Consider the following 19578-nt stretch of genomic DNA (forward strand, 5'->3'; position numbering starts at 1 on the left):
GGCGACGACCAGCCTATGTGCCTTCTGTGCGGGGATGCCGGCGCGACGCGTCACGGAATCGCTATCACCGAGCGCCCCGCGCATCGTCTGGGCGGCTTGTGGTGGAGAGGGTCGTTCGAAGACGCCGCGGCGTCGGCCCTGCATCCGCTCATTGAAACCGTGAAGGACTTTTCCGCGGCCCGCGATACGGTCTGGAAGAGTCCGATCGTCGGTCTGTCGCGCAACCAGAGCAAAGATGGCTTCGACTATTTTGTCGGCATCGCCGTCGAAGAATCGGATGCGTTGCCTTCAGGGTTTCAACGGCTGAATGTCCCGGAGACGACGTTTGCAAGTTCGTGGCACGGTCGCGAAGACGGTGATGTCGTAAGCCATTACGGTGCTATGCTCGAATGGTTGAAGCTGCAGGGACACTCCGTTGATGCAAGCTTCTGCAGTCAACGCGAAGAATATCCTCACGATGTCGATCTAACGCAGGCTCCCACGCTGCGGCTGATGCTGCCGGTCCGCATGGTTCAGAACGCCGGGGCCACTACAAGGGCCATCATTTCTGAACGTATGTAAAAGAATGTTTCGTGCCACGTGCCAAAGTGACCGCGAAGCCTGATTTTGTCTCCATCTTCGTCACATTCTCGGCAGGTTGAGCGGCGAGTCTCCCGCCTGAACCTGCGGCATGCAAGCCCTCAGGTCTCCGACCAAATCGGGTTTCGAAGAGGAATGATGATGACTATCAAAGGGACGTTTCTAGCCGGGATTTCATCGCTGGCCATCGCATTTGGCGCATCGCTCGGCATCGCAGTTGCCCAGGACGCAGCGCCATCTCCGCAGACGCAAGCCCCTGCAGAGGCGGCGCAGATCGATGAAGGCAAACTGCAATCATTCGCAGTGGCCTTCCTGGAAGTGACAAAGGTCACACAGTCCTACCAGCCGCAGATCGAGGCGGCCGCGACTCCGGAGGATCAGCAGCGTCTCCAGCAGGAGGCCGGTGAACGCATGATCCAGGCGGTAAGCGACTCGGACGACATCACGGTCGACGAATACAACCAGATCATCCAGGCGGCGCAGGCCGATCCTGAACTCGCTCAGCGTATCAATACGCATATCAGCGAGGCAGCAGAGGGCCAGCAGCGCGCGCCGCAGCAGCCTGCCACGGAATAGCCTATCCCTGCTTGTCCCGGCCGCATTCTCTGCGGCCGGGACACAGTCAGGCTGCGATGAGCGCCTTGATCCCGTCAGCGACGAACTGCACGGCCAGCGCGGCGAGAATGACGCCCAATAGCCGCGTAAGGATCGACCGGCCCGTTTCCCCCAGGAAGCCGTCTATGCGCTCTGCCGCGACGAAGGTCAGCCACGTCAGGACGATGCACGCCGCAATGATAGCGACGAGCGTGATGCTCCCAGCAAGCCCCGGAAACGACCCTGAAATGAGTACCGTGGCCGAGATCGCGCCGGGACCGGCAATCAGTGGAATGGCGAGTGGAAACGCTGCGATGTTGCGGATGTGGTCGCGGGTAATCGCCTTGTCCGCGCTCTTTTCCTTGCGCTCCTGGCGACGCTCGAAGATCATCTCGAAGGCGATGTAGAACAGCAGCAATCCGCCAGCCACGCGGAATGCGGGCAGGGTGATGCCGAAGACCGACAGGATCACGGTTCCCGCAACGGCGAAAACCGCCATCACCACGAAACCGATGGCCGAGGCGCGCAGCGCGACCTGCATCCTTTCGCCACGGTTCATGCCGCCCGTCAGCGCGAGGAAAAGCGGCGCCAGCCCGGGCGGATCGATCGTCACGAGGATCGTGACGAATGCGTTGAATATCATCTCGAAGTTCGGCACGGGCATCCCTCCTTGCACCTCGCCGATAGCCAATTTGCTGTTCTAGTGCCTTTCACCGGCGAATGGAAATGGCATCCAGACGGGCAGCGATTCGCTCCATGCGGTGGTTTTTTGCCGCCATATCGGAGCCTCATCGACCGCACCTGTGCAAAATGACATTGCCATACCCGTAACATACTGAAAACATGCGAGAAAACGGCTCTGGAAAATCCGGTTGCCGATTTGGAAATCCGCAGACGCTTCCTATATAAGGAGCATGTGATTCCTTAGCATGATCGTGATCCCCATTGAGTGACCTGACCACGCCGCGCGGCCCGCAGGACCTGCCTGAAGGCATCGAGCCGATCTCCATCATCGAGGAGATGCAGCGCTCCTATCTTGACTACGCCATGAGCGTGATCGTGAGCCGCGCTCTGCCCGATGTCCGCGACGGTTTGAAGCCCGTGCACCGCCGGATCCTGTTTGCCTCGCATGAGAGCGGCTATCACTGGAACCGCAAATACGTGAAGTCGGCGCGCCCGGTCGCCGACGTGATGGGTAAGTATCACCCGCACGGCGACGCCTCGATCTATGACGCGCTCGTGCGCATGGCGCAGCACTGGTCGATGCGCGTGCAGCTCATTGACGGGCAGGGCAATTATGGCTCCATCGATGGCGATCCCCCTGCGGCGATGCGCTATACCGAGGCCCGCCTCACCAAGGTCGCCCACGAAATCCTCGAGGATATCGACAAGGATACCGTCGATTTCCAGGACACCTATGACGGGTCGGGGAGCGAGCCGAAGGTGTTGCCGGCCAGGTTCCCCAACCTCCTGGTCAACGGGTCGGGCGGCATCGCGGTCGGCATGGCGACCAACATCCCGCCCCACAACCTTTCCGAGGTGGTGGACGGTTGCGTGGCGCTGATCGAAAATCCGGCGATCGAGCTGCCGGAGCTGATGGAGATCATTCCCGGTCCCGATTTCCCCACGGGCGGCATCGTTCTCGGCCGGTCCGGCATCTACAATGCCTATTCGACCGGCCGTGGCTCGATCATCATGCGCGGGCGCGTGCATGTCGAGCCGATCCGCAACGAGCGCGAGGCCATCATCGTCACCGAAGTTCCCTATCAGGTGAACAAGGCGTCGATGATCGAGAAGATGGCGGAACTCGTGCGCGACAAGCGCATCGAGGGCATCTCCGACATCCGCGACGAAAGCGACAGGCAAGGCTATCGCGTCGTCATCGAACTCAAGCGCGATGCTAATTCCGACGTCATCCTGAACCAGCTCTACCGCTATACGCCGCTGCAAACCTCTTTCGGCGCCAATGTCGTGGCGCTGAACGGTGGCAAGCCGGAAGTGCTGACGCTGATCGACATGCTGCGCGCCTTCGTGACCTTCCGCGAGGAAGTCGTCAGCCGGCGCACGAAATTCCTGCTGCGCAAGGCGCGCGACCGCGCGCATGTGCTGGTGGGCCTGGCGATCGCTGTCGCCAATATCGACGAGATCATACGGCTGATCCGCCAGGCACCCGATCCGCAGACCGCGCGCGAGCAGTTGATGGAGCGCCGGTGGCCGGCGGCCGATGTCGAGGCGCTGATCCTTCTGATCGACGATCCGCGCCACCGGATCAACGAGGATGGCACCTACAACCTCTCCGAGGAGCAGGCGCGGGCCATTCTCGAACTGCGTCTGCAGCGCCTGACGGCGCTTGGCCGCGACGAGATCGCCGACGAGCTGAACACGATCGGCGCGGAGATCAGCGACTATCTCGACATTCTTTCGTCGCGCGCCCGCATCCAGCAGATCGTCAAGGACGAGCTGATCGCCGTCCGCGACGAGTTCGGCACCCCGCGGCGCACCGAACTCGCCGATGGCGGCGCGGACATGGATGACGAGGACCTGATCCAGCGCGAAGACATGGTCGTTACGGTCACGCATGAGGGCTACATCAAGCGTGTGCCGCTTTCGATCTACCGGTCCCAGGCCCGCGGTGGCAAGGGGCGTTCGGGCATGGCGACGAAGGACGAGGATTTCGTCACACGGCTGTTCGTCGCGAACACCCACACGCCGATCCTGTTCTTCTCTTCGCGCGGCATCGTCTACAAGGAGAAGGTGTGGCGGCTGCCGATCGGCACGCCGCAATCGCGCGGCAAGTTCCTGCGAAACATCCTGTCGCTCGACGAGGGCGACCGCATCACCGCCATCCTGCCGCTTCCGGAGGACGAAGATAGCTGGAGCGAGCTGGACGTGATGTTCGCAACCACACGAGGCACGGTGCGGCGCAACAAGCTGTCGGATTTCGTCGACGTCAAACGCAATGGCAAGATCGCCATGAAGCTCGACGAGGGCGACGCCATCCTGAATGTGCAGACCTGCACGGAAAATGACGACGTGTTGCTGACGGCCGATACCGGCCAATGCATCCGGTTCCCCGTCACGGACGTGAGGGTGTTTGCGGGCCGCAACTCCGTCGGTGTGCGCGGCATCTCGCTTGGCGACAGCGACCGGGCGATTTCCATGACGATTCTCGAGCATGTCGAGGCAGACGCTGCCGAACGCGCGGCGTATCTCAGGCGCGCGATGGCGGAACGCCGTGCTGCCATGGCCGATCTGGCGGAAGGGGACGACGATCTCGCGTTGACTAACGAGGAAGTCGTCGAGGAGACTGACCTGAACGAGGAGCGGTACGAGTTTCTCAAGGAACACGAACAGTTCGTGCTGACCGTGACGCAACGCGGCTACGGCAAGCGCTCGTCTTCCTACGATTTCCGCGTGATAGGGCGTGGCGGCAAGGGTATCCGCGCGACCGACGTGTCCAAGAAGGATGAAATTGGCGGGCTTGTTGCCGCGTTCCCAGTCGGAAATGACGACCAGCTTATGCTGGTGTCTGACGGTGGGCAGGTCATACGCGTTCCGGTCGCCGGCATCCGGTTTGCAAGCCGCGCCACGAAGGGCGTCACCATTTTCAAGACGGCATCAGACGAGAAAGTGGTGTCGGTGGAGCGGATTTCCGAGCCTCAGTCTCCAGAGGAGATCGAGGAGGTAGCTGCGGACGGCGCGCAGGGAAGTACGCCGCCCGCTGCTCTGGAGGATTAGTATATCAGCCGATCGGGTAGCGCCGAACTCTCTGGCGCTGCCGCTCAAGCTTGGCATTCTGGGCTTCGTTGTGGATGCCGAAGGCGGTTGCGATGAGCATCGCCAGCGTCATGGTCGTAGCAAGCAGGTAGATCATCATTCTGTTCTCCTTCGTGCTGTAGTAACGAGCGAACTCGAAAATCGTTTCATTCGGTTGATTTTTAGCGATTCGGGTTGAACTGGCGGTGAGCGCCGCGTTCATCGTCGGTTCAATGTCGGGGATCCAGACCGAGGAACGTGCCATTGGCCAGAGCGTGGAATTGCCTTTGTCCCGGTGTGCGGCTAGAAGCGCTGGCATGACCCAGCGCACTGCCTTTTATGCCGGTTCCTTCGACCCGTTGACCAATGGCCATCTCGACGTTCTCAAGGGTGCGCTCAGCATCGCGGATGAAATCATCCTCGCGATCGGAGTTCAGGCTTCGAAGCAGCCGCTGTTCTCGTTCGAAGAGCGGGTGGCGCTGATCGATGAATGGGCGCGCACGGAACTTCGCGATGACGCGACCCGCCTTCGCACGGTTGCATTCAAAGGGCTTCTCGTGGATGCGGCGCGCCAGCACGGCGCCTCGATCCTCATTCGTGGACTGCGCGACGGCACCGATCTCGACTATGAGATGCAGATGGCCGGGATGAACGAGACGATGGCGCCCGAACTGCAGACGATTTTCCTTCCCGCCAGTCCTTCCGTGCGCACCATTACCGCCACACTTGTGCGCCAGATAGCCTCGATGGGCGGAAACATCCGCCCCTTCGTTCCCGACAATGTCGCCCAGGCGCTGGAAACGAAGTTCAATTCTTGAGAACCGGGAGTCTTTCCATGCAGTTTCTGAGGCTGGCCTCTTCAATGGTGGTTGCCGCTATCCTTTTCACGGGGGCGCCGGCGCTCGCCGCCGATCCGGAAAACACGATGATCATCGAACTGGAGGACGGTGAAGTGGTCGTCGCTCTCCGCCCCGACCTCGCTCCCAAGCATGTCGAGCAGATCAAAGCACTGGTGCGCGCTGGCGAATACGACAATGTCGCGTTCCACCGTGTCATCGAAGGCTTCATGGCGCAGACGGGAGACGTCCAGTTCGGCGACCTTGCCGATGGATACAACAGCCAGCGTGCGGGCACCGGCGGTTCGTCGCTGGGCAACGTCGAAGCGGAATTTTCTGAAACGCCCTTCGAGCGGGGCACGGTCGGGATGGCGCGCGCCCAGGATCCCAATTCTGCCAATTCGCAATTCTTCATCATGTTCGCACCCGGTTCATCGCTGAACGGCGGATATACCGTCATCGGCAATGTCGAGAGCGGAATGGAGTTCGTCGACGCCATCAAGCGCGGAGACCAGGCCAATAACGGTGTCGTCACCGATCCGGATCGCATGATCTCCGTGCGCATTCAGGCAGACGACTGAGACCAGAGACCCAACGATCAGGAAGGAAGCCTCATGGCCGAGATCAAAGACCCCGAAAACACGATCATCATGGAAACGACCAAGGGCAAGGTTGTCATTGAACTCCTGCCCGATCTCGCGCCCGGCCACGTGGCCCGCGTCAAGGAACTCGCCCGCGAGAAGTTCTATGACGGCATTGTCTTCCACCGTGTGATCGACGGCTTCATGGCGCAGACCGGAGATCCGACGGGAACCGGCATGGGCGGTTCGGACAAGCCTGACCTCAAGGCCGAGTTCTCCAATATGAGCCACGTGCGCGGAACCTGCTCGATGGCGCGTTCGCAAAACCCGAACTCGGCCAATTCGCAGTTCTTCATCTGCTTCGACGATGCCCCTTGGCTCAATCGCCAGTATTCGGCCTGGGGTCAGGTGATCGAGGGCATGGAGAACATCGACCAGATCAAGAAGGGTGAGCCCGTGCGCGACCCCGACTCGATCGTCACCATGCGTGTTGCCGCCGACGTCTGATCGTCGGACGCGGCACGGACGGAGCGCGCCGTGCGTGTCGATCTGTTTGATTTCGAACTTCCTGAGGAGCGTATCGCGGTTCGGCCTGCCGAGCCGCGACACGCCGCGCGCATGCTTGTGGTCGAGCCGCAACGGCGGCTGGAAGACAGGGTGGTGTTCGATCTGCCGCAGTTCGTGCGGCCCGGCGACGCGCTGGTTTTCAACGATACCAAGGTGATACCCGCACAACTGACCGGGTTGCGGCGGCGCGAGGACAGCGTTGCGCAGGTCGATGCGACACTGCACATGCGCGTGGCGCCCGACCGCTGGAAGGCGTTCATGCGGCCTGCCAAGCGGCTTGCAAAGGGCGATCGCATCCAGTTCGGCCATGATGGCGGCAATGCCTGCTTGCTGGGATCGCTGGACGCGACTGTCGCGGAGAAAGGTGAGGCGGGCGAAGTCACGCTCGCCTTCGACCTCTCCGGACCGGCACTCGACGAGGCATTGCACGCCGTCGGCAAGATCCCGCTTCCGCCATACATCGCCGGCAAGCGGCCGGAGGATGAGCGGGACCGTAGCGACTACCAGACAATTTACGCGCGGGAGGAAGGCGCCGTGGCTGCTCCGACCGCCGGGCTGCATTTCACGCCGGAACTGATGGCGGCGCTCGATGCCATAGGGGTCGAGCGGCATTTCGTCACCCTGCATGTCGGCGCCGGCACCTTCCTGCCGGTTAAGGTCGACGATACGCAGCGGCACCGGATGCATGCCGAGATCGGCCATGTCGACGCTCGCACTGCATCGGCATTGAATGCAGTCAAGGCGCGAGGAGGGCGCATCGTCTCGATCGGCACGACGTCGCTGCGCCTGCTCGAAAGCGCGGCGAGTGTGGACGGCACGATCAATGCGTGGTCTGGCGCCACCGACATTTTCATCACCCCCGGCTACAGCTTCCGCACTGCCGACATTCTGATGACCAACTTCCACCTGCCGCGTTCGACCTTGTTCATGCTGGTCTCCGCGTTCTGCGGCCTGGAGACCATGCGGGCGGCCTATGCACATGCGATCGATCAGCGGTACCGCTTCTATTCGTATGGCGATTCAAGCCTGTTGTTCAGGAACACCAAGTGAGTGACGAATTCACCTTCAGGCTGCTCGCCACCGACGGTGGTGCGCGGCGCGGCGAGATCACTATGCCGCGTGGCACCGTGCGTACGCCTGCCTTCATGCCGGTGGGCACCGGCGGCACCGTCAAGGCAATGTACATGGACCAGGTACGCGACCTGGGCGCCGACATCGTGCTTGGCAATACCTATCACCTGATGCTCAGACCGGGCGCGGAACGGGTCGCGAGGCTCGGCGGCCTGCATGATTTCGCCCGCTGGCCATGGCCGATCCTTACAGATTCCGGCGGCTTCCAGGTCATGTCTTTGTCGAAGCTTCGCAAGCTCAACGAGCAAGGCGTGACCTTTCGTTCGCATATTGACGGCGCGAAATACGAGATGTCGCCCGAACGCTCGATCGAAATCCAGGGCCTGCTGGATTCGGACATCCAGATGCAGCTCGACGAATGCGTTGCGCTGCCGGCGAAGGAAGTCGACATCGCGCGTGCGATGGAGATGTCGCTGCGATGGGCCGAGCGCTGCAAGGTCGCGTTCGGAGACCAGCCGGGCAAGGCGATGTTCGGCATCGTCCAGGGCGGCGACATTCCGGCGCTGCGGGAACGATCGGCACAGGCGCTCACGGAGATGGACCTCAAGGGCTATGCAGTTGGGGGATTAGCGGTGGGCGAGCCTCAGCAGGTGATGCTCGACATGCTGGAGGTGACCTGTCCCGTTCTGCCGCAGGCGAAGCCGCGATACCTCATGGGGGTCGGCACGCCGGACGACATTCTCAAATCGGTTGCCCGCGGCATCGACATGTTCGACTGCGTGATGCCGACGCGGGCCGGGCGCCACGGCCTGGCATATACGCGACGGGGCAAGATAAACCTGCGCAATGCGCGGCACGCGGATGACCCACGACCTCTCGACGAGGAAAGCGAGTGCCCCGCTGCGCGCGACTATTCGCGTGCGTACCTTCATCACCTCGTCAAGTCGGGCGAGTCGCTGGGCGCAATGCTGCTGACCTGGAACAACCTCGCCTATTATCAGGCACTGATGGCGGACATCCGGTCAGCCATTGAGGCAGGCTGCTTTGCCGGGCGAGCGCGAGAGATCAGTCAGGCGTGGGAAGACGGCGACCTGCCGGCGCGCTGAGCGATGCCTGTCCGGGCAGACGGCAAGCCGCCTGTTTCTTGGGCAGTGGGCGCGATTTTGTACGCGGACAGGGTTTCCCTGCCTGAATTCACTTGATTTTCTCCCGGCCACTCCATGTTATGGGGAGGAGAGGGAGTTTCCGCTTGGTAGCATTCGATGAGATGCGCCCGGAAGGAGCCGGGCTAAGACAACCATATTCGAGCTATGAATCCTGGCTGCAAACCCAGGATTCGTCGCGTCTTACAGAAAAGATGCGTGATGCCGAACATGTGTTTCGCCGCACCGGCATCACCTTTGCCGTCTATGGAGAGCAGGAAGCGGCGGAGCGGTTGATCCCGTTCGACATCGTGCCGCGCATCATTTCGGGCGCCGAGTGGCGCAGGCTCACGCAGGGCATCGAGCAGCGCGTCCAGGCGCTGAACGCATTTCTCGACGACATCTACCATCGCCAGGAGATACTCAGGGCAGGGCGCATTCCCCGCGAATTGATCGCCGGCAATGCGGCTTTCCTGCCGGAGATGATCGGTGTCCGCCCGCCGGCTGGCGTGTACACCCACATTATCGGCGTGGATATCGTGCGAACGGGCGAGAACGAGTTTTTCGTCCTCGAAGACAATGCGCGCACGCCATCGGGCGTCTCCTACATGATCGAGAACCGCGAGACGATGATGCAGCTCTTTCCAGAGCTGTTCCAGACGATCAAGGTGCGTCCGGTGGAGAACTATCCGCAGCTTCTGCGCCAGTCCCTGTCCCAGGTTGCGCCGCGCAGCACGAAAGGCACGCCAACCGTCGCGGTGCTCACCCCGGGCAGCTACAATTCGGCCTATTTCGAACACGCGTTTCTCGCCGACCAGATGGGCGTCGAGCTCGTGGAAGGCCAGGACCTTCGCGTTGTCGACGGTCACGTCGCCATGCGAACCACTCAGGGCTACAAGCAGATCGACGTGCTGTATCGGCGTGTCGATGACGATTTCCTCGATCCGTTGACCTTCAACCCGGATTCCGCCCTTGGCGTACCCGGCATCATGGACGTGTACCGCGCGGGCAACATCACCATCGCCAACGCCCCAGGCACGGGGATTGCCGACGACAAGGCAATCTATTCCTACATGCCCGAGATCATCGAGTTCTATACCGGCCGTAAGGCGATACTCGGCAACATCCCGACATGGCGCTGCTCTGAAGCCGATAGCCTCAAATACGTGCTCGAGCACCTCGACGAACTCGTGGTGAAGGAGGTCCATGGTTCGGGTGGTTATGGAATGCTGGTGGGGCCAACCTCATCAAAAAAGGAACACGAGACCTTCGCGGCCAAGCTCAAGTCCAAACCGACCAACTATATTGCCCAGCCTACCCTCGCACTCTCGACCTGCCCGATTCTGACCGAGCAGGGGCTCGCTCCACGGCATGTCGACCTGCGCCCATTCGTGCTTGTCTCCGATCGCATCCGCATCGTACCCGGCGGCCTGACACGCGTCGCGCTCAAGGAGGGGTCGCTGGTGGTCAATTCTTCGCAAGGCGGCGGTACGAAGGATACATGGGTGCTCGATGACTAGCGCGGAGGGCTGACGGATGCTCCTGGGCAGGACGGCCAATGGTCTCTACTGGATGAGCCGCTACATCGAGCGAGCCGAGAACATGGCGCGGCTCGTCGATGCCGGGCTGCGCCTGGCGCTGACGCGAACCGAGACGTCCGCCGACGAGTGGCATTCCGTCGTCGTAAGCGCTGGCGCGGAAAACGCCTTCGCTTCACGCCATCAGACCTATTCGGCCGACAATGTCGCAGATTTCCTTTTGCGCGACACCAGCAATCCGTCGAGCGTCCTGTCGTCGGTCGAGACCGCGCGGAGCAACGCCCGCATGGTGCGCACCGCCCTGACGCGCGAAGTATGGGAGAGCATCAATGACGCCTGGATGACGTGCCGGCGCATTCTTGCATCGCCGATCGACCAGCGCGAGCTTCCCAAGATCCTCGACGCAGTCAAGCGCGAGACCGCACTCATCCGGGGCGCATTGCACGGCACGATGCTTCGCAACGAGATTTTCGACTTCGCCCAGCTCGGGATCTATGTCGAGCGCGCCGACAACACCGCGCGCATCCTCGACGTGAAATATTACGTGCTCCTTCCGTCGGTCTCCTGGGTCGGGTCTTCGCTCGACAACTACCAGTGGGAGTCGATCCTGCGGTCGGTATCCGCCCACAGATCGTATCGCTGGGTCTATGAAGCCGACTACAAGCCGACAAACATAGCCGACTTCCTGATCCTGAACCGGCGCATGCCGCGCTCGCTGGCCTTCTGCTACCGGATGATCGCGGAAAGCCTGACCTTCCTTGCCGACGACTATGGCGAACGCCATGACTGCCACCAGACACTGGAGGAGATTCTCAGCAAGCTTCGGCCCGGCACCATCGACGCGGTTTTCGACATCGGCCTGCACGAGTTCCTCGGGGATTTCATCCACCGCAACAACACGCTCGGCGACGAGGTCGCGCAGAATTACCGGTTCTTCTGATGCGGCTGAAGATCTCGCACCGGACCCAATACTCCTACGATGCCCCTCTGGCCTATGCCTTGCAGCGGCTTCGCCTGACGCCTCAGAACGCCCGTGGCCAGACGGTCGCGTCATGGACAGTCGAGACGCGCGGCGCAAGCGAAGAGGTGCGCTTCTTCGATCATTTCGCCAATGATACGCGGCTAGTCAGCATCACCGGCGAAGCGAACGTGATTGAAGTGCTGGCGCAAGGTGAAGTCGACGTGCAAGACACGGCCGGCATCACCGGCGCGCATAGCGGCTTCGCGCCGCTTTGGCTGTTCAACCACGAAACGCCATTGACCGTGGCGGGCCCGTTGGTAAGCGAAATCGCACAAAACGTGCAGGGTGCCAGCGATGTCGAGAGCCTGCACGCGCTGTCGCACCTCATTCGCGAAAAGGTCGCCTATACCCTCGGCTCCACCGTGTCCACGACGGCGGCGGAGGATGCCGTCTTACGCGGCGAGGGGGTGTGCCAGGACCATTCCCACATTTTTCTCGCTGCTTCCCGCAAGCTGGGATATCCGGCCCGCTATGTCAGCGGCTATCTGATGCTGGACGCCTCGAAGGACCAGGTCGCAACCCATGCGTGGGCGGAAGCCTATGTGGCGGGACTGGGCTGGGTGGCATTCGACGTTTCCAACGGCATTTCGCCGGACGAGCGCTATGTCCGGCTCGCAACGGGCCGCGACTACCGCGATGCGATGCCGGTTTCCGGTATAAGACTGGGTCAGGCGCAGGAACAGCTTGAAGTTCACATCACAGTCGAGCAGTAATCCGCAACTCGGCAACTGCGGACACCTGATTCATGACCTATTGCGTCGGCCTCAAGATCGATCGCGGCCTGGTATTCATGTCGGACACCCGCACGAATGCCGGTATCGATTCGATCTCCACGTTCCGCAAAATGTATACGTGGGAGGTGCCGGGCGAGCGCGTCTTGGTGCTTCTCGCCGCAGGAAACCTGGCGACCACGCAAGCCGTGGTCAGCCTGCTCGACGAGCGTTCCAAGGCGCCTGAAGACCGTTCCCCGTCGATCCTCAAGACGCCATCGATGTACCAGTCGGCAAGGCTGGTCGGCAACACGGTCAAGGAGGTCATCTCCAGTTCGGCCCCCGTCGGGCAGAGCGCCGACGCATTCTCGGCGTCTTTCGTCTTTGGCGGACAGATCCGGGGTACGGAACCCCGCCTGTTCCTCGTCTATCCCGAAGGCAACTTCATCGAGGCCAGCGACGACACCCCGTTCTTCCAGATCGGCGAAACCAAGTATGGCAAGCCGATCCTGGTGCGCGCCTACGACAAGGCGATGACGTTTGCGGAAACGGCGAAACTGCTGATGGTGTCGTTCGATTCGACGGTTAAGTCGAACCTGTCCGTTGGCTTGCCGCTCGACATCCTTTTCTACGGCAGGGACGGTTTCAATGTCAGCTACCGAAAGCGGATCGGCCATGACGACGCCTACTATCGCGAGATTTCGGATGGCTGGTCCGACGCGCTGAAATCGGCGTTCAAGAGGCTGCCCGACTTCCAGCAGTGATCCTGCGAATGCGGGTTGCATCGAACGCCATCCACGGGCTTTCTTGCGCAAACCGCTGAACGCGGGTCCGCAGGGCGCAATCAATCCGGAGGATGGCCATGGACAATGAGGATTTTCGCGCCTGGTCGCGACGCGCCGCGGAGTGGGGGGCGGACTATCGCGCCAATCTGAGCGAACGCCCGGTTCGGGCCAGGACCGCCCCAGGCGAAATTGCCTCGGCAATCGCCTCCCATGCGCCGGAAAAGCCGGAGGCGATGGACGACATCTTTGCTGACTTCGAAGCGCATATCGTGCCCGGCATGACGCATTGGCAGCACCCGCGCTTCTTTGCCTATTTCCCCGCCAACGCCGCGCCGGTCTCGGTGGTCGCCGAGTACCTCGTCTCGGCGATGGCCGCGCAGTGCATGCTTTGGCAGACGTCGCCGGCCGCGACGGAACTCGAGACGAAGATGCTCGACTGGCTTCGCCAGGCTCTCGGCCTGCCCCAAGAGTTTCAGGGCGTCATCCAGGACTCCGCATCGTCTGCCACGCTCGCAGCCGTTTTGACGATGCGCGAACGTGCGCTCGAGTGGCGCGGCAACAAGGCAGGGCTGGCGGGTCAGGCCGCCGTGCGCGTCTATTCTTCGGATCAGGTCCACACCTCGATCGACCGCGCCATCTGGGTCTCGGGTATCGGTGACGACAATCTCGTGCGCGTGCCGGTCTCCGGTCCGCTGCGTTCCATGGACACGCAAGCGCTGGACGCAGCGATCCGCGCCGATCGCGAAGCAGGCCTTCTGCCAGCCGGCATCATCGCTTCGGTCGGCGGCACCAGCACTGGTGGCACGGACGACGTTGCCGCCGTTTGCGCGGTTGCCCGCGCGCATGGCCTGTATGTCCATGTCGACGCCGCCTGGGCAGGCTCCGCGATGATCTGCCCGGAATTCAGGCATTTCTGGGCCGGCGTGGGGGAGGCGGACTCCATCGTCTTCAATCCGCACAAGTGGCTCGGCGCCCAATTCGACTGCTCCGCGCACTTCCTGCGCGATCCCGACAGCCTGGTGAAGACCCTCGCGATCCAGCCCGAATTTCTCAAGACCCACGGCCGCGACGGCATCATCAACTATTCGGAGTGGTCTGTGCCGCTCGGCCGCCGTTTTCGCGCGCTGAAGATATGGTTCCTCCTGCGCGCCCATGGTCTCGAGGGTCTCCGCGCAATGATACGCAACCATGTGGCGTGGAGCCAGGAGCTGGCCGAGCGGGTCCGTGCCATGCCGGGCTTCGAGATTGTCACCGAACCGATGCTATCCCTGTTCTCGTTCCGGCATGTGCCCGAAAACGCCGATGATCTCGACGCCCACAACCTGGCGCTCGTTACCGCGATCAACGATGACGGCCGGATTTACCTCACCCAAACGCGGGTGGACGGAAAACTTGCGATCCGCTTCCAGGCCGGGCAATTCGAGACGACCCGCGAAGACGTTATGTCGGCGCTGGACGTGATCGTCGGCTGCGCACAAAGGCTGATGTCAAATCGATAAACAAAGAAGAGGCCCGTCGCACTGGACGGGCCTCGTTCAATTCAGTCAGGTTGGTTCAGCCGTAAGGCGAGTTGCACTGACGGCGTCCGCCATTATAGGGCTGGAACGTGTTGTCCGAGGCGCGGTACGACCGATAGCGGTTGTAGCACCACTCTTCATGCGCACCGCCGCGCGGCCGGTAGCGAACCGGGGGTTCCTGTCCGGCAATAGCCCCACCGATGATCGCACCGGCAATAAAGGCTGCCGGCGGGAACCAGAAACCGTCATGGCGACGATAGCCAGGCCTGTAGTCGCGGTAGCCGCGGTGTCCGCGCCAATGGCGAACCTGCGGTCCGTCACCGCGCCAGCGGCGGTCGTTGTCGGCCCAATTGTCGCGACGCGGCGGCCAGCCACGGCGAAGATTGCGGTCTTGGCTGTAGCGGTCATGCTGGACCAGCAGGGGCGACGCGTCGCTCCAGGCAGGCGCGGGCTTCGCAACCGGCATGGCAACAGCGGGCGCGGCGAATGGTACCGTGACCACCATCACTGCCGCGCAAACACTAGAAACGAACTTGAACATGCTTGTTCTCCTCGGTCGTCCGTCAGAAAGTCCCTTAACTTCTCATATTAACGGATCGGCAGGCGATTTGTTCCGCCCCTGCAAATATCCGAAATATACGTCTGCGACCATATCGCGATCTCTGGCCGTATTCTTGCGGAAATCGAAGAGGGGAGATCACCGATTGGTGAGCGCGCAGGGGCTCGAACCCTGGACCTACTGATTAAAAGTCAGTTGCTCTACCAGCTGAGCTACGCGCTCCCTCGCGGGCGTACGAAGCCGCCCGGAAAGTGCGGCGGAACATAGGGAGAGGCGGTTCGCCGGTCAACCGGAAAAAGCCCATGGCCGGCAAGGCATTGCGCGCGCAGCGACGCTTTGCCACAAATTGGTGATTGGAGGCGGGCTTGTGCAACGACTATACCGCTCGCGACATGCCTGAACCATCGAGACAATAGCGACCATGGCCATCGACATCGGCTATCTCAGCGCCGTGGGTGCTGGCGCCATTTCCTTCCTGTCGCCGTGCGTGCTGCCGCTGGTGCCCCCATACCTGTGCTATATGGCCGGGGTCTCTATGGATGATTTCCGTGGCACCCATTCGTTGCCGCCGCAAGATGGCGCGGCGGTGGTCTCTGCCCCGCCGGCCCGCATGGCGCTGATTACCGCGTCCGTCGCCTTCGTCCTTGGCTTTTCCAGCGTCTTCGTGGCGCTCGGCGCGGGAGCATCCAGCATTGGCGGTCTGCTGCGCGCCTACCAGCAGGAACTGGCGGTCGTGGCCGGCCTGCTCATCATTGCCATGGGGCTTAACTTCCTTGGCGTGATCCGCATCCCGCTGCTTTCGCGCGAGGCGCGTTTCCAGCCCGGTGGAAAGCCCGCCAGCGCCGCGGCCGCCTATGTCATGGGGCTTGCCTTCGCCTTCGGCTGGACACCATGCATCGGCCCGGTGCTCGGCCCCATCCTGACACTGGCGGGCGGGCGAGAGACGGTGGGCGAAGGCGCATTGCTGCTGGCTGCCTATTCGCTCGGTCTCGGCATTCCCTTCCTTCTGGCGGCGTTCTTTTCAGGTGCGTTCATGCGCTTTCTTGGCCGTTTCCGCGGACAGATGGGACGGATCGAGAAGCTGATGGGGGGACTGCTTGTGCTCGCCGGCGTGCTGTTTCTGACCGGCGGCATCCAGGCGGCATCGTTCTGGCTGCTGGAGACGTTTCCCGCACTCGGCATGCTCGGCTAGAGATTTCGCCGCGCCGGAAAGGTTGCAAGGATCACCCCACCCATGACGAGCGCGATGCCGGCAGCGTGGAAAGGCTCGAAGCGTTCGCCCAGCAGCAGTGCTGCAAGCACGACGCCGTAGGGCGGCAAGAGATACATGAAGACTCCGGCCAAAGGCGCGCCAAGCTGCCTGATTCCGTATTGGAAGGTCATGAAGGCCAGCAGCGATGCGAAGACGACGATGCCGGCAATGCCCGACCATGCCTGGGCCGTAATCGGCAGGCGCGCGCCCATGATCCATTCGACGGCGGCCGCAGGCAACAGCAGGCCGGCGCCCAGTGCCGCCAGCAAGCCCAGCATCGCGGCGTTTGATACCTGCTGAAGCTCTGGGCTGCGATAGAGGATAGAGTAACCTGCCCAGGCAAAGGCAGCCGCGACGAGGACGAGGTCGCCGACATTGAAGCTTAGAGAAAACAATGCCGCCGGATCGCCGCGCAGAACGATGGTCGCGACGCCCAGAAAGGCAATGACGGCGCCTGCGCCTTCGCGCAGCCTGACGGGTCGGCCGCGGAAAATGCCTTCAAGCACCAGGATGATGACCGGCGATGTTGTGTAGATCAGCGTCGCATTGGTGGCTGTCGTCCATTGCAGCCCGAAATAGACGCCGCCACCGCACACCCACATGGCCAGGAAGGCGAGCGCCAGCAGCAAGCCCCACCGCCGCTGTACAACCACGCGCAGCTTCATTCGCTCGGCATAGATAAACGGCGACAGCGCCGCCGCCACGGCCAGCCAGCGAATCAGGGCCAGCGTGAACGGCGAGACTTCGCTGACGACGCCACGACCGAAGACGAGATTGGTGGCGAAGAAAAGCGGCGCGACGAGCATGACGAGGTAGGCGAGCCGCTGGCGGCTTGAATTGTCGTTGGGCAAGAGGGGGAAATCCTCGGGAAAACGGATCAGCCCGCCCGCAATAGCCGCACCGCGTCGTCGCGGCCATAGAGATAGAGAAGAATTCTCAACGCCTCGCCGCGCTGGGAGCGCAATTCTGGATCGCGCTCCAGCACAAGGCGCGCATCGTCGCGGGCGATTTCCAGCAGATCGCCATGGCGCTCGAGGCGGGCGACACGGAACCCCGGTGTGCCGGACTGGCGGGTGCCCAGCAATTCGCCTTCGCCGCGCAGCTTCAGGTCCTCTTCCGAGATGCGAAAGCCATCCTCTGTCTCACGCAGCACTGAAAGGCGCTGCTTGGCCACGAGGCCCAGCGGTTCCTTATAGAGCAGCACGCAGGTCGAAGGCTTGTCGCCGCGACCCACGCGGCCACGAAGCTGGTGCAACTGCGCCAGACCGAAGCGCTCGGCATGCTCGATCACGATGATCGTGGCATCTGGCACGTCGACGCCCACCTCGACGACCGTGGTGCCGACCAGGATGCGGGTGTCGCCATCCTTGAAGGCCCGCATCGCCTCGTCCTTGTCGCGCCCGGCCATGCGCCCGTGAATGAGGCCGACGGCCGCACCGAAGATGCTCTTGAGCGATGCATGGCGATCCTCCGCCGACATCAGTTTGATTTCTTCGGACTCTTCGACCAGCGGGCAGATCCAGTAGATCTTCTGGCCTTCCTCGACTGCATTTCTGATGCGTTCGACCAGTTCTGCGAGCCGCTCGACGGGCAGGGTCACGGTGGTGATCGGCCGCCTGCCAGCCGGCTTTTCGGTCAGCCGGGATACGTCCATGTCGCCGAATGCCGTCAGCACCAGCGTTCGCGGAATCGGCGTCGCCGTCATGACGAGCATGTCGACCGCATCGCCCTTTGCGGAAATTGCCAGACGCTGGTGGACACCGAAGCGGTGCTGCTCGTCGATGATGGCAAGCGCCAGATCGTGGAAGACGACGCTCTCCTGGAACAGGGCATGGGTGCCCAGAAGGATATCGATGCCGCCGGAAGCGACGGCTGCGAGAATTTCGGCGCGTTCGCGACCCTTTTCCCGCCCGGTCAGGACAGCCGCCCGCAGCCCCGCTTTCGCGGCGAGAGGCGCGATGGTGGCAAGATGCTGGCGGGCAAGGATCTCCGTTGGCGCCATCAGGGCGGATTGTCCGCCAGCTTCGGCGGCGCGCGCCATCGCCAGCAGCGCGACAACGGTCTTGCCTGCACCGACGTCGCCCTGAAGCAGACGCAGCATGCGCTCTGGCGAGGCAAGGTCGGCATGGATCTCACGCAGGGCGTGTTCCTGCGAGCCCGTCAGCGAGTAGGGCAGGGCCTCGCGGATCTTCTGCTCTATGCGACCGTCGCCACGCAGCGGTCGACCGGCGGTGCGCCGCAGCCGCTTGCGAACCAGTGCCAGCGCGAGCTGGCCGGCGAGCAATTCGTCATAGGCCAGCCTGCGCCAGGACGCGCTGGCGGGGTCGATGTCGAGTGGGTCCGACGGCTCGTGCAGCCTGTGCAGCGCCATGCGCAGGGATGGAAAGGAGTGGCGCCGGGCGAGCTCGGGATCGAGCCACTCGCTCATGTCCGGCAGCCGTTCAACGGCGCCCAGTACAGCGCGGCGCAGGATTTTGCCCGACAGGCCGGCGGTCAACGGATAGACGGGTTCCATCGCCGGCAGGTCGCCGGCGCGGCTGAACGGGACCATGTGGTCCGGATGCACCATGGAGGCCCGACTGTTGAACCACTCCATGCGGCCGGAAATCAGCATCCGTTCGCCTTCCGGCAACGCCTTGGCCAGCCATTCCGCCCTGGCATGGAAGAAGGTCAGTGCGATGTCGCCCGAATCATCATGCGCAAAGACGCGGTACGGCGCCGATCTGTTGCCCCTTGGCGCCGGCTGATGCTGGTCGATGGTGACGTCGAGTGTCACGATCATGCCTTCCGGCGCATCCGCAATGCGATAGCGCTTGCTCCTGTCGATGACGGAATGCGGCAGGACGAAGGGCAGGTCACCGACCCGCACATCACGCCCGGTCGTGTCGAACGGCAGCACGTTGGCGATCAGGCCGACAAGTTTCGGGCCGACGCCGTCGAGGGTCGTTGCGGGGGCGAACAGCGGATCGAGCAGGGAGGGACGCATCGGCCGAGCTTATGTCGGCAGACCGGTTCCGGAAAGGCTGACAATGGCGCGCACAGTCGCTATATGCCGCTGTCATCCACAAAG

The 19578-nt window shown here is 62.4% G+C and carries 19 protein-coding genes and 1 tRNA gene; 14 read left to right on the forward strand and 6 right to left on the reverse strand.

What is annotated here, in order from left to right:
* Positions 1-15 precede the first annotated feature (15 nt).
* On the forward strand, positions 16-561 hold the full coding sequence (locus AAFN84_RS05925) for a GyrI-like domain-containing protein (protein WP_347513566.1): 546 nt from the start codon (positions 16-18) through the stop codon (positions 559-561).
* Between the two features lie 156 nt (positions 562-717).
* Positions 718-1155 (forward strand): DUF4168 domain-containing protein, encoded by a 438-nt coding sequence (locus AAFN84_RS05930; protein WP_347513567.1) that lies wholly within the window; start codon positions 718-720, stop codon positions 1153-1155.
* Between the two features lie 46 nt (positions 1156-1201).
* On the opposite strand, the gene AAFN84_RS05935 is transcribed toward AAFN84_RS05930, so the two are convergent.
* The gene (locus AAFN84_RS05935) at positions 1202-1831 is read right to left on the reverse strand and encodes a MarC family protein (protein ID WP_347513568.1); all 630 of its coding nucleotides are present in this window, start codon (positions 1829-1831) and stop codon (positions 1202-1204) included.
* 287 nt (positions 1832-2118) lie between these two features.
* Here AAFN84_RS05935 and gyrA point away from each other — a divergent pair, with 287 nt between their 5' ends.
* A complete protein-coding gene (gene gyrA / locus AAFN84_RS05940; RefSeq protein ID WP_347513569.1) occupies positions 2119-4911 on the forward strand; it encodes a DNA gyrase subunit A in 2793 nt (930 codons plus the stop codon).
* Positions 4912-4915: 4 nt separating this feature from the next.
* On the opposite strand, the gene AAFN84_RS05945 is transcribed toward gyrA, so the two are convergent.
* Positions 4916-5152, reverse strand: coding sequence for a hypothetical protein (locus AAFN84_RS05945; protein WP_347513570.1), 237 nt, complete (start codon positions 5150-5152; stop codon positions 4916-4918).
* Positions 5153-5246: 94 nt separating this feature from the next.
* On the opposite strand from AAFN84_RS05945, the gene coaD reads away from it, so the two are divergent.
* The 10 genes from coaD (at position 5247) to AAFN84_RS05995 (ending at position 14679) form a co-directional block, all read left to right on the forward strand.
* Positions 5247-5747, forward strand: coding sequence for a pantetheine-phosphate adenylyltransferase (gene coaD / locus AAFN84_RS05950; protein WP_347513571.1), 501 nt, complete (start codon positions 5247-5249; stop codon positions 5745-5747).
* A 17-nt stretch (positions 5748-5764) separates the two neighbouring features.
* Positions 5765-6346 (forward strand): peptidylprolyl isomerase, encoded by a 582-nt coding sequence (locus AAFN84_RS05955; protein ID WP_347513572.1) that lies wholly within the window; start codon positions 5765-5767, stop codon positions 6344-6346.
* Between the two features lie 33 nt (positions 6347-6379).
* Positions 6380-6853 (forward strand): peptidylprolyl isomerase, encoded by a 474-nt coding sequence (locus AAFN84_RS05960; protein WP_347513573.1) that lies wholly within the window; start codon positions 6380-6382, stop codon positions 6851-6853.
* Positions 6854-6883: 30 nt separating this feature from the next.
* On the forward strand, positions 6884-7963 hold the full coding sequence (gene queA / locus AAFN84_RS05965; protein ID WP_347513574.1) for a tRNA preQ1(34) S-adenosylmethionine ribosyltransferase-isomerase QueA: 1080 nt from the start codon (positions 6884-6886) through the stop codon (positions 7961-7963).
* A complete protein-coding gene (tgt, locus tag AAFN84_RS05970) occupies positions 7960-9090 on the forward strand; it encodes a tRNA guanosine(34) transglycosylase Tgt (protein WP_347513575.1) in 1131 nt (376 codons plus the stop codon). Before queA ends, tgt begins: the two co-directional genes overlap by 4 nt.
* A gap of 143 nt (positions 9091-9233) precedes the next feature.
* The gene (locus AAFN84_RS05975) at positions 9234-10646 is read left to right on the forward strand and encodes a circularly permuted type 2 ATP-grasp protein (protein WP_347513576.1); all 1413 of its coding nucleotides are present in this window, start codon (positions 9234-9236) and stop codon (positions 10644-10646) included.
* A 16-nt stretch (positions 10647-10662) separates the two neighbouring features.
* Entirely contained in the window at positions 10663-11604 is a 942-nt protein-coding gene (locus AAFN84_RS05980) for an alpha-E domain-containing protein (protein WP_347513577.1), read from the forward strand.
* Positions 11604-12398, forward strand: coding sequence for a transglutaminase family protein (locus tag AAFN84_RS05985; RefSeq protein ID WP_347513578.1), 795 nt, complete (start codon positions 11604-11606; stop codon positions 12396-12398). The genes AAFN84_RS05980 and AAFN84_RS05985 overlap by 1 nt, the downstream gene beginning before the upstream one ends.
* A 32-nt stretch (positions 12399-12430) precedes the next feature.
* A complete protein-coding gene (locus AAFN84_RS05990; RefSeq protein WP_347513579.1) occupies positions 12431-13159 on the forward strand; it encodes a proteasome-type protease in 729 nt (242 codons plus the stop codon).
* Between the two features lie 98 nt (positions 13160-13257).
* Positions 13258-14679 (forward strand): pyridoxal-dependent decarboxylase, encoded by a 1422-nt coding sequence (locus AAFN84_RS05995; RefSeq protein WP_347513580.1) that lies wholly within the window; start codon positions 13258-13260, stop codon positions 14677-14679.
* 55 nt (positions 14680-14734) lie between these two features.
* On the opposite strand, the gene AAFN84_RS06000 is transcribed toward AAFN84_RS05995, so the two are convergent.
* Positions 14735-15238 (reverse strand): BA14K family protein, encoded by a 504-nt coding sequence (locus AAFN84_RS06000; protein WP_347513581.1) that lies wholly within the window; start codon positions 15236-15238, stop codon positions 14735-14737.
* A gap of 164 nt (positions 15239-15402) precedes the next feature.
* A tRNA-Lys gene (locus AAFN84_RS06005) sits at positions 15403-15478 on the reverse strand.
* Between the two features lie 199 nt (positions 15479-15677).
* Between AAFN84_RS06005 and AAFN84_RS06010 the strand changes: the two genes are divergently transcribed.
* Positions 15678-16448 carry a cytochrome c biogenesis CcdA family protein gene (locus AAFN84_RS06010; protein WP_347513582.1) on the forward strand — a complete coding sequence of 257 codons (771 nt, stop codon included), beginning with the start codon at positions 15678-15680 and terminating at the stop codon, positions 16446-16448.
* Here AAFN84_RS06010 and AAFN84_RS06015 read toward each other — a convergent pair.
* On the reverse strand, positions 16445-17359 hold the full coding sequence (locus AAFN84_RS06015) for a DMT family transporter (protein ID WP_347513583.1): 915 nt from the start codon (positions 17357-17359) through the stop codon (positions 16445-16447). The genes AAFN84_RS06010 and AAFN84_RS06015 overlap by 4 nt on opposite strands.
* 26 nt (positions 17360-17385) lie before the next feature.
* A complete protein-coding gene (gene recG, locus AAFN84_RS06020; RefSeq protein WP_347513584.1) occupies positions 17386-19494 on the reverse strand; it encodes an ATP-dependent DNA helicase RecG in 2109 nt (702 codons plus the stop codon).
* Between the last annotated feature and the right edge of the window lie 84 nt (positions 19495-19578).

The organism is Mesorhizobium sp. CAU 1741, from assembly GCF_039839275.1.
Lineage (GTDB): Bacteria > Pseudomonadota > Alphaproteobacteria > Rhizobiales > Rhizobiaceae > Aerobium.

Bases quoted from the DNA above. Each gene is read 5' to 3' on its own strand.
- AAFN84_RS06000 (WP_347513581.1), bottom strand. From the start codon at position 15,238: ATGTTCAAGTTCGTTTCTAGTGTTTGCGCGGCAGTGATGGTGGTCACG.
- AAFN84_RS05990 (WP_347513579.1), top strand. From the start codon at position 12,431: ATGACCTATTGCGTCGGCCTCAAGATCGATCGCGGCCTGGTATTCATG.
- AAFN84_RS05945 (WP_347513570.1), bottom strand. From the start codon at position 5,152: ATGAACGCGGCGCTCACCGCCAGTTCAACCCGAATCGCTAAAAATCAA.
- AAFN84_RS05930 (WP_347513567.1), top strand. From the start codon at position 718: ATGATGACTATCAAAGGGACGTTTCTAGCCGGGATTTCATCGCTGGCC.
- AAFN84_RS05960 (WP_347513573.1), top strand. From the start codon at position 6,380: ATGGCCGAGATCAAAGACCCCGAAAACACGATCATCATGGAAACGACC.
- recG (WP_347513584.1), bottom strand. From the start codon at position 19,494: ATGCGTCCCTCCCTGCTCGATCCGCTGTTCGCCCCCGCAACGACCCTC.
- AAFN84_RS05985 (WP_347513578.1), top strand. From the start codon at position 11,604: ATGCGGCTGAAGATCTCGCACCGGACCCAATACTCCTACGATGCCCCT.
- AAFN84_RS06010 (WP_347513582.1), top strand. From the start codon at position 15,678: ATGGCCATCGACATCGGCTATCTCAGCGCCGTGGGTGCTGGCGCCATT.
- AAFN84_RS05925 (WP_347513566.1), top strand. From the start codon at position 16: ATGTGCCTTCTGTGCGGGGATGCCGGCGCGACGCGTCACGGAATCGCT.
- AAFN84_RS05980 (WP_347513577.1), top strand. From the start codon at position 10,663: ATGCTCCTGGGCAGGACGGCCAATGGTCTCTACTGGATGAGCCGCTAC.
- AAFN84_RS05955 (WP_347513572.1), top strand. From the start codon at position 5,765: ATGCAGTTTCTGAGGCTGGCCTCTTCAATGGTGGTTGCCGCTATCCTT.
- AAFN84_RS05995 (WP_347513580.1), top strand. From the start codon at position 13,258: ATGGACAATGAGGATTTTCGCGCCTGGTCGCGACGCGCCGCGGAGTGG.
- coaD (WP_347513571.1), top strand. From the start codon at position 5,247: ATGACCCAGCGCACTGCCTTTTATGCCGGTTCCTTCGACCCGTTGACC.